This window comes from Erwinia sp. (assembly GCF_031978025.1).
Lineage (GTDB): Bacteria > Pseudomonadota > Gammaproteobacteria > Enterobacterales > Enterobacteriaceae > Erwinia.
In genome coordinates, this window is the sequence record NZ_DALZCD010000097.1 from 1 (window position 1) to 13858 (window position 13858).

Consider the following 13858-nt stretch of genomic DNA (forward strand, 5'->3'; position numbering starts at 1 on the left):
AGAGCCGGATTTGCTGGAAACGCTGCGGTTACCGTGCTTGGCTACTTTCAACCCGCAGGCCGCCGCCACAAAGGCGCTGGCGGTAGAGATATTGATGCTGTTGCTACCGTCACCGCCGGTTCCGACGATATCGGCGAAAGCGTAATCGGGACGCGGAAAGGGTTTGGCGTCCGCCAGCAGCGCCGTTGCAGCGCCGGCGATCTCTTCAGGCCGCTCGCCACGGATTTTCATGGCAATCAGCGCGCCAGCCAGCTGGGTTGGCTCAAGCTGGCCGGTAACGATAGCGGAGAAAAGCTGGTGGCTCTCTTCACGGGTGAGGATCTGCGCCTGGTAGAGTTTTTCCAATATTGTGTTCATCATGCTCTCCTTATTTCGCCAGCGCCCAGGCCAGGGTCTGCTCCAGCAGGCGTGCGCCCTGTGTGGTCAGAATCGATTCCGGGTGAAACTGAAAACCGCAGACGCGATCGGCATCGTGACGTACCGCCATTACCATGCCGTTAAATGTCGCGTTAACCGTCAGCGCGGCCGGAACGTTACTGCCGACCAGCGAGTGATAGCGTGCGACGGGCAGCGGATTGCTCAGCCCGGCAAACATCGCTGACTCATCATGCGCAACAGCAGAGGCTTTACCGTGCAGGATTTCACCCGCCTGCCCAACGTGGCCGCCGTAGGCTTCCACAATCGCCTGATGACCCAGGCAAATACCGATAATCGGCAGCTGCCCGCGCAGGCGTCGCAGCAGTTCGGGCATGCAACCCGCATCGGCCGGCGCGCCAGGCCCTGGCGACAGCAGCAAAATCGGGTTTTCCATCTCCTGCAAACGGGCGAGCAGCGTGTCGGCGGGCACGTTATTACGATAGATAACGACGTTATGGCCGAAAGCGCGTACCTGGTCGACAAGGTTCCAGGTAAAAGAGTCGATATTGTCGAGCAGCAGAATATCAGCCATCAGAAGATCTCCTTGCAGTGATGAGCAGTGGCGATGGCGCGCAGTACCGCGCGGGCCTTATTGCGGCTCTCATCGGCTTCCGCCTGCGGATTAGAGTCCAGTACCACGCCCGCGCCCGCCTGAACGGTAGCAATGCCGTCTTCAACATAGGCCGAACGGATCACGATGCAGGTGTCCAGATCGCCGCTGGCGGTAAAGTAGCCGACTGCGCCGCCGTAGCTACCACGACGTGTGCCTTCGGCTTCAGCAATCAGGCGCATGGCGCGAACCTTAGGCGCACCGCTCAGCGTGCCCATATTCATGCAGGCGCGATAGGCGTGCAGGACATCCAGATCCTCGCGTAACTTGCCTACCACGCGTGAAACCAGATGCATCACGAAAGAATAGCGATCCACTTTCGTTAAGTCGGCTACATAGCGGCTGCCTGGTACGCAAATACGCGCCAGATCGTTACGTGCCAGGTCAACAAGCATCAGGTGCTCGGCCAGCTCTTTATGGTCGGTACGCATTTCCAGTTCGATACGGCTGTCGAGATCGCGATCCAGCGTGCCGTCAGCATGACGACCGCGAGGTCGCGTACCGGCAATCGGATAGATTTCGATCTGGCGGCTGTCGGCGGAATATTTCAGCGAACTTTCCGGCGAGGCGCCGAACAGACTGAAATCCTGATCCTGCATAAAAAACATATAGGGGCTTGGATTACTGTTTTTCAGGGTGTCGTAGGCGGCCAACGGCGACGGGCAGGGCAGCGAGAAGCGACGCGAAGGCACAACCTGGAAAATTTCACCGATACGGATAGCTTCCTGCATATTGCGCACCACGGCGCAGTACTCTTCATCGTTCTGGCTGACGCTGAGCGACATTGTCTCCAGCGGCTGCACAGGGATAGCGGGCGCAGGCTGCAGCATCTGGCTGTGCAGCTGTTCAATGCGGCGCTGCAGGCGCAAAAATTCTCCGGGCGCTGCCGTAAACAGGCTGGCCTGCAGGCGTGCACTTTGATTCTGATGGTCGATCACCAGTAACGTTTCTGCCAGGTAAAAGCAGTAGTCGGGGCAGCGCTGGTCGTTGTTCAGGGCGGGCAGATCTTCAAAGCCAGCGACCAGGTCATAAGCGAACAGGCCACCCAGCAGCATGGCCTCGCGTTCGTCTGCCGGGCTTTTCAGCAGATGGGGGATCAGGCGCAGCGCGTCAAACACCGACAGGGTCTTCAGGCGAGAGTCTTCGTCCTGCACCTCGCTCTCCTGCGGAAAACGTAGCTCGCGGCCATCAGGACGAACGGTATTGATCACCGACTCGGGCAGGGCGGCATCCATCAGCGGTAACAGCGCCCGGCCGTTCTCTGAAAGTGCCTGTACGGTAACGGTATCGCCCAGCGCTTTAATGCGCAAAGCGCTGTCGATAATCAGCAGGCTTTGCAGGTTACGCTTGCTGTCAATGTCCGCCGACTCCAGCAGCAGCGTAGCGGGGCGTGCGCCGCAGAGCTGATGGAAAAGCGCGGCCGGATCCTCACGATAGGGCGCGGTGCCGGTAATCAACTTCACTGTAGTTTGCGTTTGCATAAGGTCAGTTCTCAAAATTAGCTAAAAAAAAGGCCCGCGGGTGGCGGGCCTGGGTAGCGTTACAGCGACAGCTGCGTGCATGACTCCTCCGCCCGTTCAGGGAGAAGTACGCCACCAGCCGTTCGTTGTCATTGTGTTTTTCATTTTTCGCTACCTTGTGTGTGAACTTGCGTACTAGTTAACGGGTTCGTGGCGGAAATGTCAATACTCTTTTTCTCTTACCGTTAATTGCGGGTATCATGCTGCGACCTTTTTAGCGCTTTCCGGAGTCCTTTTGTCTGCAACCCCGCTTAATCCCTGGCCCATCTACGATTTACACAGCCACACCCGCGCCTCTGACGGCCTGTTGACGCCCGAAGAGCTGGTGTTCAGAGCCGTAGAACAGCGTGTCGGCGTGCTTGCCATCACCGATCACGATTCGGTAGAAGGCATACAGCCCGCACGTGAAGCTATCGCTAAGCATCAATTACCGTTACGGCTGATTGCAGGGGTCGAAGTTTCTTCGCTGTGGGAAAACCACGAAATTCATATTGTTGGCCTGGGCGTGTCTGAAGAGCATCCCGTGCTGAAGCAGTTTTTGCAGGAGCAGGGTGACCGGCGACTGGCGCGTGCACGGCTGATTGCCGAGCGTCTGGAGAAAGCGCGTATTCCTGGGGCACTGGAAGGTGCGCTGGCGCTGGCAGAGGGGGGCGCGATCACGCGGGGACATTTTGCCCGCTTCTTAATAGCCCAGGGCAAGGCCGATAATATGGCGCAGGTGTTTAAAAATTACCTGGCGCGCGGCAAAACAGGTTACGTCCCGCCACAGTGGTGTACAATTGAACAAGCCATTGATGCCATTCATCATTCCGGCGGACGCGCCGTGCTGGCCCATCCAGGGCGCTACGGGCTTTCCGCAAAATGGTTGAAGCGTTTACTCGCCCACTTTAAAGAAAAAGGGGGAGACGCAATGGAAGTGGCACAGTGCCAGCAGGCGCCCAATGAGCGTACGCAGCTGGCACGATACGCGCAGGACTACCAGCTGGCCGCGTCGCAGGGGTCTGATTTTCATCAGCCCTGTCCGTGGATAGAGCTGGGGAAAAAATTGTGGCTTCCGGCCGGTGTGGAAGCCGTCTGGCTGCGCTTTCCTGAAATTTGATCCTGTTCGCCCGTCGCGCGACAGGCATGAGGTTGATTATGAGTCAGTTCTTTTATATACACCCGGAAAACCCTCAGCCACGGCTGATCAAACAGGCCGTAGAGCTGCTGCACAAAGGGTCGGTCATCGTTTATCCTACGGACTCGGGCTATGCGCTGGGCTGCAGGCTGGAAGATAAAAACGCCATGGAACGCATCTGTCGTATCAGGCAGCTGGACAGCGATCATAACTTTACGCTGGTCTGTCGCGATCTTTCAGAGCTGTCTACTTATGCGTATGTGGACAATACGGCGTTTCGCCTGATTAAAAATAATACGCCAGGCAACTACACGTTTATTTTAAAGGCGACCAAAGAGGTACCGCGCCGTCTGATGAACGATAAACGTAAGACCATCGGCCTGCGTGTGCCTTCTAATCCGGTGGCGCTGGCGCTGCTGGAGGCGCTGAATGAGCCTTTAATGTCCACGTCACTCATGCTGCCGGGCAACGATTTTACCGAATCCGATCCGGAAGCCATTCAGGAGACGATTGGTAAGCAGGTCGATTTAATTATTCACGGCGGCTATCTGGGACAGCAGCCTACCACGGTAATTGATTTAACCGAAAGCACGGCGCAGATTGTACGCGAAGGCGTAGGCGACGTGACACCTTTCCTCTAAATAAAATCAGGCTCGTCAAAAAGGCGAGCCTGAAGAAATGAACCTTATACCTGCGCTTATTTTCTTTAGCGCTAAATGATAAAAACAGGTCGGTTAAGAGGTCGTTTTTTGTAACCAATCTTTAAAGTCATCGTAAGGAATATAAAGCGACACATCTTTCAGCGGGACGCTGTCAACTTTATGTCGTTTAATTTGACGCGTGAACCCGACGATTACGCCGCCAATAGTATCATCGCCGTTATACACCGCTCCGCCCGACATACCCTGTACCACGCCCGCATTCGAAGCCATCGCCACGCAGGGGCGTTTATTCCACTCATTACGAATCCCGGTCAATGCCAGATTGACGCCGGAAGATTCTACTGGCATGGCGGTAATAAAGCTGTAGCCGTACATTTTCACCGGCGCGCCAATGTCACCTTCGCGGAATTTCGGCAGCGTTTTAATATCATTTTTATGGTAAATAATCGCCAGATCGCAATAAGGGTGGTAAGCCTTAACGCGCTGCACAGAGAGCCTGGCCACATGAGCGGCGGTAAGGCTGTACTCTGGCGTAATAGGGATGCTGGTGCCCAGCGATCCGGCGCCAAGGATAGTGGGGATGCCGGTAAAGCTCATATCGACGCGCTTCAGCGCTTCTTTGCTGTATTCGTATTTGCCTACAGAGCAGCCGGTCAGCGTCAGCAAAGCCAACGCCGCGAGGGGCATTATTCTTTTCATAATGTTTACGCTTTTTCGGACACGTCAGTAAATCCCTGGTGAAGATTGACGACGTGTAAAGTCGATTTAAATCGACGTTACAGGGAGTTTCGCTCCCCTCTGTTTAACTTACGTATACCGGGGAAATAAATAACAACTTAACTAAAACTTTTTATGACTGTTTAACAGTTCATTAATCAGGCTCTTTTGGCCTGAATGAATTGTACACAATCTTATTAGCGCAATAAATAAATAAACAACCGAAAGTAATGAAAACCGCGTTGATGGGGAATTAACTCAATCTGTAATAGCAATGCGCTGCCTATTTGAATTTCCATTCAACGGTTTGCTTTTTTATTTGTGTTAAGTTGGCATTAATCACTGCTTTTTCGTAAAGATATGGATTTAACATGTCGTAAACATTTCCCCGGGCGGAAGCACTTGCTGCCCGCCCGTCTAATTTGGCTTTATTTTAAATAAACATCAGGCGGCGCGCAGTATCGGCAGGAAAAGGGCAAACTTTAATTTAGTTTAAATTAAAAAACATATATAAAAAACACCGGTTGAAATTTGGCTTAATTAACGCATCAAGACTTAGCGTTTAATTGGCTTAAGGTGGGCATTTTGGTAAGCAGAGTAAATGAATGACTGATAAGCGCAGCTGTCGGCATGGCGTCTTTTCAGCCCGCCGCATCTTTTCCCTGGCAAAGAGCCCGCTAGCGTTATCAATAGCGAAGAACTTAGTGTAGAATGCGCTTCCCCTGAAAATGGGGCGGGCGTCGCGCGTATCCAGCAGCAAAAAGCCCCGCCTCCTGAGTAACGGCCCATTCATTATTATGACGCCTGGGAAGGCGACAAAGAGGCAGCGCCATGAGCGAAAAATTACAGAAAGTCTTAGCGCGCGCCGGGCATGGTTCCCGCCGCGAAATTGAAACCATGATTTCTGCCGGACGCGTTAGCGTGGACGGCAAAATGGCCACGCTGGGCGACCGCGTAGAGCCGAGTAAAGCATTAAAAATCCGTATCGACGGCCATCTGGTCTCGGTAGCGGAATCGACCAATGAAGTTTGCCGCGTGCTGGCGTATTACAAACCAGAAGGCGAACTTTGCACCCGTAACGATCCTGAAGGCCGTCCTACCGTATTCGACCGTTTACCCAAGCTGCGTGGCGCACGCTGGATCGCCGTAGGGCGTCTGGACGTCAACACCTGCGGCCTGCTGCTGTTCACAACGGATGGCGAGCTGGCTAACCGTCTGATGCACCCAAGCCGGGAAGTGGAAAGGGAATATGCGGTACGCGTGTTCGGTCAGGTGGATGACGATAAGCTGAAGCAGCTGAGTCGTGGCGTGCAGCTGGAGGATGGCCCGGCGTCATTTAAAACGCTGAAGTTTACCGGTGGTGAGGGCATCAACCAGTGGTATAGCGTGACGCTGACAGAAGGCCGTAACCGCGAAGTTCGCCGCCTGTGGGAATCCGTTGGCGTGCAGGTCAGCCGCCTGATCCGTACCCGCTACGGCGATATCACGCTGCCAAAAGGGCTGCCGCGCGGCGGCTGGACAGAGCTGGATTTGCCGCCGACCAACTATCTGCGCGAGCTGGTAGGTCTGCCGCCGGAAACCACCAGTAAAGTCGCGCTGGAAAAAGATCGTCGTCGCACTAAAGCCAATCAGATCCGTCGCGCCGTGAAGCGCCATACTCAGGTCAGCGGCAACCGCCGCACGACCAGCAAGCGTTAATAAAAAAGGGCGAAGCGATTCGCCCTTTTTTTTGGCCTTTACCAGTCGATACCCTGCTGTGCCTGAATCCCCGCATCAAACGCGTGTTTAACGGGGCGCATTTCGGTCACGGTATCCGCCAGAGCCAGCAGCTCGCGATGACACCCCCTCCCGGTAATAATCACGCTTTGCTGTGCCGGACGGGCGCGCAACGCCGCCATGACCTCCTCAAGCGGCAGATAATCAAAGCTCACCATATAAGTCAGCTCATCCATCACCACCAGATCCAGCGACGCATCCTGCAGCATCCGTTTGCCGTGCTGCCAGACGTCCAGGCAGGCAGCCGTATCGGTTTCGCGGTTTTGCGTATCCCAGGTGAAGCCGGTCGCCATTACCTGAAACTCCACGCCGTGCGGCTCCAGTAAATTGCGCTCGCCGTTAGGCCATTCGCCCTTAATAAACTGAATAACGCCCACGCGTTTATGATGGCCAACCGCGCGCGCAGCGGTACCAAAAGCAGCGGTAGTTTTCCCTTTGCCGTTGCCGGTAAATACCATCAGAATACCGCGCGCTTCGGTGGCCGCGGCTATCCGCGCCTCCACCTTTTCTTTCAGCTTCTGCTGACGCTGCTGATGGCGATCGTCAGCCATTATTCTGCCGCTCCCGGTTTACGTCCCGGCTGCGCATCAAAGCTGACGCCGCTTTCCGTGCAGTCATCGCCCATGACATACAGGTAGGTGGGCATAATATCTGCCGGCGTTTTCAGCTTGCCGGCATTTTCTTCCGGGAAAGCGCTGGCGCGCATTTTGGTGCGGGTGCCGCCGGGGTTAATACAGTTGACGCGCAGCTGGCCGCGATACTCTTCAGCCAATACCTGCATCATGCCTTCGGTGGCAAATTTAGACACGGAGTAGGCACCCCAGCCTGCGCGTCCCTGACGGCCCACGCTCGAAGAGGTAAACACCAGCGAGCCAGCCTGCGACTTCAGCAGCAGCGGCAGCAATGCCTGGGTCAGGAAGAAAGTGGCATCCACGTTCACGCGCATGACCTGCTGCCAGACGGCGGGATCCTGCTCCGTCATCGGCACCACGTCGCCCAACAGACCGGCATTGTGCAGCACACCATCCAGTCTTGAGACATGACGGGAAAGCTCATCGGCCAGCTGGCGGCACGCTTCCGGGGTGGCGCTGTCCAAATCCAGGGTAAGGAAAAGCGGGGAAGGCTGGCCGGTAGCGGCAATCTCATCCGCTACGGCCTGTAGCTTCTGCGCATTGCGGCCCAGTAAAATAACCTGGGCGCCGTAGCGGGCATAGGTAACGGCCGCCTCACGACCGATACCGTCGCTGGCGCCGGTGATAAGGATAATACGATCGTTAAGCAAATGACGGTCAGGGTGATAATCCATTGATGAGCCTCTGGCGGTTCTTAGGGCGGGAAAGGAACAGGGTAACGCTGCTAATCCATTGACCGCAACAGCAAACCGTCCGGATGCCTGTTCTCTGCGCAGCGCTATCTTTGCATCCGCAACGGATCCGGGCGACGCCGGGCACCGACTCGGCTACACTAGCAGCTGATCTAATTAGATGTTAAATAAGGCGGAATGCGTGGAACTACTTTCTTACTACGGACTTTTTCTGGCCAAGACGGTCACGGTGGTCGTGGCGATCGCGGCCATTGCTCTCCTGCTTACCCATCTGGCCATGCGTAAACGTACTCAGAGCGGTCAGCTGCGCCTGACGCGGCTTAATGATGCCTATCAGGAAATAAAGGATGAAATGGGCCTGGCGAGCATGAAGCCGCACGATAAAAAACGCTGGTACAAAGAGCAGAAAAAAAAGGCTAAGCTGGAGGCGAAGAATGCTAAAGCTGATGCTAAACAAGGCATTAAGCCCGCTGAAAGCAAACCCACGCTGTACGTGATGGATTTTAAAGGCAGCATGGACGCGCACGAAGTTGCCTCATTGCGTGAAGAGGTTTCGGCCGTTATGGCGGTTGCAAGACCGCAGGATGAAGTGCTGCTTCGGCTGGAGAGTCCGGGCGGCGTAGTGCACGGCTACGGGCTGGCTTCTTCCCAGCTACAGCGGCTGCGCGATAAGAACATTCGTCTGACCGTGGCGGTAGATAAAGTGGCCGCGAGCGGCGGCTATATGATGGCCTGCGTCGCCGATCGTATCGTAGCCGCGCCGTTTTCCATCATCGGCTCAATCGGCGTGGTCGCGCAGATCCCTAACTTCAATCGTCTGCTGAAGCGTAATGAAATCGACGTAGAGCTGCATACGGCTGGAGATTATAAGCGCACACTGACGTTGTTTGGCGAAAATACCGAGCAGGGTCGCGAAAAATTCCGCGAAGATCTCAACGAAACACATCAGCTGTTTAAAACTTTTGTTCATCAAATGCGTCCGGCGCTGGATATTGAGAGCGTGGCAACCGGCGAGCACTGGTTTGGCACGCAGGCGCTGGAAAAAGGCCTGATTGACGCTATCGGCACCAGCGACGATCTGATCATCGACCAGATGCAGGCGCGGGAAGTAGTGGCTGTGCATTACGTGAAGCGCAAAAGAATGATGGATCGCTTTACGCAAAGCGCCAGCGTCAGCCTTGAGCGCCTGCTGCTGCGCCTGTGGCAGCGGGGCGAAAAACCGCTGTTGTAATCCTGGTAGCGCCTTTCCGGCGCTATTCCTGTAAATGATAAAGCGGTGACAGCTCGGTGGCTAAGAACTTAAACACGTTAAACACCACCGTGCTTTTACTGCCCGGCAGTCCCTGCTCGTCCAAAAAGTAGTCACCGCGGAAAACCAGCACTTCACCTTTCTGCTCCACGTCGGTGGCGCACAACCCCGAAAAATAATCTTTGTGCCCGACGATAAGCTCGTTCGCCTTTTGCAGGAGGGCGGTTTTATCAATAGCCTGGGTAGATTTCACAGAATTCTCTCCTTTATAGAGGCGGCAAATGAGCAGTATATTACGCCGCACCCCCGCAAAAACTCAATGCCGGTGGGCGCTTGCCTCTCCGCACACTTTTTTATGTCTTTCTGGCGTAAATCCGCTGTGGATGCTAATTAAGTTGCGTAACAGATTTTATCAGGTAGAGTGTGGGCGTTTCGGGTTCCGGGCGTAAAACTGGCTTTACGCTTTGTTAGTGATGCGCTTAACAGTTTGTAAAAGGTGTCGTTAATCAGTGGGTTGGCTTCCTGTCCAGGAAGCGTTAACAGGGAAAGTGCCGGATTCTGCTGTCGGCCATGAAGGTTTTAACGCGCTGGATTGCCCCCAGGCTTTCGGCACAATTTACTCTCGGATGTTTTAATCAGGTAAAGGTAAATATGGGTAAAGCTCTCGTAATAGTTGAGTCCCCGGCAAAAGCCAAAACAATCAATAAATATCTCGGAAACGACTACGTGGTGAAATCCAGCGTGGGTCATATCCGCGATTTGCCGACCAGTGGATCAACAGTTAAAAAGAGCGCTGACTCTACAACCAGTAAGACCACCAAAAAGGTGAAAAAGGACGAAAAGACCGCGTTGGTTAGCCGTATGGGCGTCGATCCTTATCACGGCTGGGAAGCGAACTATCAGATCCTTCCGGGCAAGGAAAAAGTGGTTTCCGAGCTGAAAGCGCTGGCGCAAAATGCCGACCACATCTATCTCGCAACCGACCTTGACCGCGAAGGGGAAGCCATTGCATGGCACCTGCGGGAAGTGATCGGCGGTGATGATTCGCGCTTCAGTCGCGTGGTGTTTAATGAAATCACCAAAAATGCGATCCGTCAGGCTTTCGACAAGCCGGGCGAACTGAATATCAACAGGGTGAATGCCCAGCAGGCGCGCCGCTTTATGGACCGCGTAGTGGGCTACATGGTCTCACCACTGCTGTGGAAGAAAATTGCCCGTGGGCTGTCTGCCGGACGCGTGCAGTCGGTTGCCGTGCGTCTGGTTGTCGAGCGCGAACGTGAAATTAAAGCGTTTGTGCCGGAAGAGTACTGGGAGCTGCACGCCGATCTGAATACGCCGGAAGGCACCCTGCTGCCGATGGAAGTCACGCATCAGCATGACAAGCCTTTCCGTCCGGTCAATGGCGAGCAGACGCAGGCCGCCGTTAGCCTGTTGGAAAAAGCGCGCTATCAGGTTACCGACCGTGAAGATAAGCCGACCAGCAGCAAGCCTGGCGCGCCGTTTATTACCTCCACGCTGCAGCAGGCGGCCAGTACTCGTCTGGGCTACGGCGTGAAGAAAACCATGATGATGGCGCAGCGCCTCTATGAAGCGGGCCACATCACCTATATGCGTACTGACTCGACCAATCTGAGCCAGGATGCGGTCAGCATGGTACGGGGCTATATCGAAAACGAGTTTGGCGAAAAATATTTGCCAAAAGCCGCCAACACCTATGCCAGCAAAGATAATTCGCAGGAAGCGCACGAAGCGATCCGCCCATCGGACGTCGCTGTTCTTGCCGAGCAGTTAAAGGATATGGAAGCGGACGCGCAGAAGCTTTATCAACTGATCTGGCGCCAGTTTGTTGCCTGCCAGATGATGCCGGCGCAATACGATTCTACCACGCTGACCGTCAGTGCAGGCGAGTTCAAACTTAAGGCGAAAGGCCGTACGCTGCGCTTTGACGGTTGGACGCGCGTGATGCCTGCGCTGCGTAAAGGGGATGAAGACCGCACGCTGCCGCCGGTTGAAGTGGGTAAAGAACTGGCCTTGCAGCAGCTCAAACCCAGCCAGCACTTTACCAAACCGCCCGCGCGCTTCAGTGAAGCCTCGCTGGTGCGCGAGCTGGAAAAACGCGGCATTGGGCGTCCTTCTACCTATGCATCGATTATCTCTACTATTCAGGATCGCGGCTATGTGCGGGTAGAAAGCCGTCGGTTCTATGCGGAGAAAATGGGCGAGATCGTTACCGACCGGCTGGAGGAAAACTTCCGCGAGCTGATGAACTACGATTTCACCGCGCATATGGAAAACAGCCTGGATCAGGTTGCCAATAATGAAGCGCAGTGGAAAGGCGTGCTGGATAAGTTCTTCGCCGACTTCAGCCAGCAGCTGGAAAAGGCGGATAAGGATCCGGAAGAGGGGGGGATGCAGCCGAACCAAATGGTGCTGACCACCATCGATTGCCCGACCTGCGGCCGCAAGATGGGGATCCGTACCGCCAGCACCGGCGTATTCCTTGGCTGTTCCGGCTATGCACTGCCACCGAAAGAGCGCTGCAAGCAGACTATCAATCTGATCCCAGAGAATGAAGTCCTGAACATCCTCGAGGGTGAAGATGCCGAAACCAATGCGCTGCGCGCGCGCCGTCGCTGCGGCAAATGCGGCACGGCGATGGACAGTTATCTGATCGATAACCAGCGCAAACTGCACGTGTGCGGCAACAACCCGGGCTGTGACGGTTACGAAATTGAGCAGGGCGAATTCCGCATCAAAGGCTATGATGGCCCCATTGTGGAATGCGAAAAGTGCGGCTCAGAAATGCACCTGAAAATGGGGCGTTTTGGCAAATACATGGCCTGCACCAATGACGAGTGTAAAAACACCCGTAAGATCCTGCGTAACGGCGATGTTGCGCCGCCGAAGGAAGATCCGGTTCCGCTGCCGGAACTGCCGTGCGAAAAATCGGATGCTTACTTTGTTCTGCGTGACGGTGCGGCAGGCGTTTTCCTGGCAGCGAACACCTTCCCTAAATCCAGGGAGACGCGTGCGCCTCTGGTGGAAGAGCTGCAGCGCTTCCGCGATCGTCTGCCGGAGAAGCTGCGCTATCTGGCCGACGCGCCGGTCGCAGATGAAGAGGGTAACAAGACGGTAGTGCGCTTCAGCCGCAAAACGAAGCAGCAATACGTCAGCACTGAAAAAGAAGGTAAAGCCACGGGTTGGACAGCGTTCTACGTTGACGGCAAGTGGGTCGTAACCGAAAAAACGGCGAAAGCCAGCAAGAAATAACCTCTCGGGTCGGCATCCAGCCGGCCCGTTTTCTCTTCCGGCTGCCGGTCTGCTATACATTCCACCCATCTTTGATATGATTGTTATAGATATACCTTTCCTTATTATAAAATCGCATTAGGCCGATACACTGTGCTTCCCCCGCACAGCCTGTCGGCGCGCGGCGCCAAACTGGACGGATCAAACATGAAATTGCAGCAGCTGCGTTACATCGTTGAAGTGGTCAATCACAATTTGAATGTCTCTTCAACGGCTGAGGGGCTTTACACATCGCAACCCGGCATCAGTAAACAAGTACGTATGCTGGAAGACGAGTTGGGTATCCAGATCTTCGCCCGTAGCGGCAAGCACCTGACACAGGTCACCCCCGCGGGACAAGAAATTATCCGTATTGCTCGCGAGGTTCTGTCGAAAGTCGAAGCTATTAAATCGGTAGCTGGAGAACATACCTGGCCTGATAAGGGATCGCTGTACGTCGCCACGACCCATACGCAAGCCCGCTACGCGCTGCCTAACGTGATTAAAGGCTTTATTGAACGCTACCCTCGTGTTTCGCTGCATATGCATCAGGGATCGCCTACGCAAATTGCGGAAGCGGTCTCTAAAGGCAACGCGGATTTCGCCATTGCTACCGAAGCGCTGCATCTGTACGACGATCTGGTTATGCTGCCTTGCTATCACTGGAATCGCGCCATCGTAGTGACGCCGGATCATCCGCTGGCAGGAAAAGAAAAAGTTTCTATCGAAGAGCTGGCCGAGTATCCGCTGGTGACTTATACCTTCGGCTTTACCGGGCGGTCAGAACTGGACACGGCGTTTAATCGGGCCGGCCTGACGCCGCGTATTGTTTTCACCGCGACGGATGCCGACGTCATCAAAACCTATGTGCGGTTGGGGCTGGGCGTAGGCGTTATAGCCAGCATGGCGGTTGATCCGGTGTCGGATCCGGATCTGGTCAGAATTGAAGCCACGGACGTGTTCACCTACAGCACAACCAAAATTGGCTTCCGTCGCAGCACTTTTCTGCGTAGTTATATGTATGATTTTATTCAGCGTTTTGCGCCGCACCTAACCCGTGATGTGGTGGACACTGCCGTAGGGCTGCGCTCCAATGAAGATATTGAAGCAATGTTTAAAGATATTAAATTACCTGCCAAATAATCCTGCCCCTTCAGCCTCCCCGTTCAGAGCCGCAG

Annotated in this window: 11 protein-coding genes, 1 pseudogene and 1 other annotated feature; of the genes and pseudogenes, 6 read left to right on the plus strand and 6 right to left on the minus strand. The window is 54.8% G+C overall.

Going from position 1 to position 13858, the window contains the following annotated elements; genetic code table 11:
• Together RTK32_RS09780 and RTK32_RS09785 are read right to left on the minus strand one after the other, a co-directional pair.
• Nucleotides 1–949 (minus strand): annotated as a pseudogene (locus tag RTK32_RS09780) (glutamine amidotransferase-related protein); the annotation flags it as partial.
• Nucleotides 949–2508 (minus strand): anthranilate synthase component 1, encoded by a 1560-nt coding sequence (locus RTK32_RS09785; RefSeq protein ID WP_312043454.1) that lies wholly within the window; start codon nt 2506–2508, stop codon nt 949–951. The pseudogene RTK32_RS09780 and the gene RTK32_RS09785, both read right to left, overlap by 1 nt.
• Before the next feature lie 24 nt (nt 2509–2532).
• Nucleotides 2533–2631: a sequence feature (Trp leader region), on the minus strand.
• A 151-nt stretch (nt 2632–2782) separates the two neighbouring features.
• Here RTK32_RS09785 and rnm point away from each other — a divergent pair.
• Together rnm and RTK32_RS09795 are read left to right on the plus strand one after the other, a co-directional pair.
• Nucleotides 2783–3646, plus strand: a complete 864-nt coding sequence (gene rnm, locus RTK32_RS09790) for an RNase RNM (RefSeq protein WP_312043456.1) — start codon at nt 2783–2785, stop codon at nt 3644–3646.
• Between the two features lie 38 nt (nt 3647–3684).
• Complete coding sequence (locus tag RTK32_RS09795) at nt 3685–4305, plus strand: L-threonylcarbamoyladenylate synthase (protein ID WP_312043458.1); 621 nt, start codon at nt 3685–3687, stop codon at nt 4303–4305.
• 93 nt (nt 4306–4398) lie between these two features.
• Here RTK32_RS09795 and RTK32_RS09800 read toward each other — a convergent pair whose 3' ends face one another.
• Nucleotides 4399–5025 carry a serine protease gene (locus RTK32_RS09800; protein ID WP_312043459.1) on the minus strand — a complete coding sequence of 209 codons (627 nt, stop codon included), beginning with the start codon at nt 5023–5025 and terminating at the stop codon, nt 4399–4401.
• Nucleotides 5026–5874: 849 nt separating this feature from the next.
• Between RTK32_RS09800 and rluB the strand changes: the two genes are divergently transcribed.
• On the plus strand, nt 5875–6741 hold the full coding sequence (gene rluB / locus RTK32_RS09805) for a 23S rRNA pseudouridine(2605) synthase RluB (RefSeq protein WP_253453824.1): 867 nt from the start codon (nt 5875–5877) through the stop codon (nt 6739–6741).
• A 38-nt stretch (nt 6742–6779) separates the two neighbouring features.
• On the opposite strand, the gene cobO is transcribed toward rluB, so the two are convergent.
• Together cobO and RTK32_RS09815 are read right to left on the minus strand one after the other, a co-directional pair.
• Nucleotides 6780–7370, minus strand: coding sequence for a cob(I)yrinic acid a,c-diamide adenosyltransferase (cobO, locus tag RTK32_RS09810; RefSeq protein WP_312043462.1), 591 nt, complete (start codon nt 7368–7370; stop codon nt 6780–6782).
• Complete coding sequence (locus tag RTK32_RS09815) at nt 7370–8125, minus strand: YciK family oxidoreductase (RefSeq protein WP_312043464.1); 756 nt, start codon at nt 8123–8125, stop codon at nt 7370–7372. The genes cobO and RTK32_RS09815 overlap by 1 nt, the downstream gene beginning before the upstream one ends.
• A gap of 199 nt (nt 8126–8324) precedes the next feature.
• Between RTK32_RS09815 and sohB the strand changes: the two genes are divergently transcribed.
• Complete coding sequence (sohB, locus tag RTK32_RS09820; protein WP_312043466.1) at nt 8325–9374, plus strand: protease SohB; 1050 nt, start codon at nt 8325–8327, stop codon at nt 9372–9374.
• 22 nt (nt 9375–9396) lie between these two features.
• Here sohB and RTK32_RS09825 read toward each other — a convergent pair whose 3' ends face one another.
• Nucleotides 9397–9645, minus strand: coding sequence for a DUF2498 family protein (locus tag RTK32_RS09825; RefSeq protein WP_312043468.1), 249 nt, complete (start codon nt 9643–9645; stop codon nt 9397–9399).
• Between the two features lie 398 nt (nt 9646–10043).
• Here RTK32_RS09825 and topA point away from each other — a divergent pair, with 398 nt between their 5' ends.
• Entirely contained in the window at nt 10044–12662 is a 2619-nt protein-coding gene (gene topA / locus RTK32_RS09830; protein WP_312043470.1) for a type I DNA topoisomerase, read from the plus strand.
• A 186-nt stretch (nt 12663–12848) separates the two neighbouring features.
• Nucleotides 12849–13823 (plus strand): HTH-type transcriptional regulator CysB, encoded by a 975-nt coding sequence (gene cysB, locus RTK32_RS09835; RefSeq protein ID WP_312043472.1) that lies wholly within the window; start codon nt 12849–12851, stop codon nt 13821–13823.
• The last annotated feature ends 35 nt before the right edge of the window (nt 13824–13858 follow it).

Excerpts from the sequence above, each read along its gene's own strand:
- rluB (WP_253453824.1), top strand. The coding sequence starts at position 5,875 with ATGAGCGAAAAATTACAGAAAGTCTTAGCGCGCGCCGGGCATGGTTCC.
- RTK32_RS09800 (WP_312043459.1), bottom strand. The coding sequence starts at position 5,025 with ATGAAAAGAATAATGCCCCTCGCGGCGTTGGCTTTGCTGACGCTGACC.
- cysB (WP_312043472.1), top strand. The coding sequence starts at position 12,849 with ATGAAATTGCAGCAGCTGCGTTACATCGTTGAAGTGGTCAATCACAAT.
- topA (WP_312043470.1), top strand. The coding sequence starts at position 10,044 with ATGGGTAAAGCTCTCGTAATAGTTGAGTCCCCGGCAAAAGCCAAAACA.
- RTK32_RS09785 (WP_312043454.1), bottom strand. The coding sequence starts at position 2,508 with ATGCAAACGCAAACTACAGTGAAGTTGATTACCGGCACCGCGCCCTAT.
- RTK32_RS09815 (WP_312043464.1), bottom strand. The coding sequence starts at position 8,125 with ATGGATTATCACCCTGACCGTCATTTGCTTAACGATCGTATTATCCTT.
- RTK32_RS09795 (WP_312043458.1), top strand. The coding sequence starts at position 3,685 with ATGAGTCAGTTCTTTTATATACACCCGGAAAACCCTCAGCCACGGCTG.
- cobO (WP_312043462.1), bottom strand. The coding sequence starts at position 7,370 with ATGGCTGACGATCGCCATCAGCAGCGTCAGCAGAAGCTGAAAGAAAAG.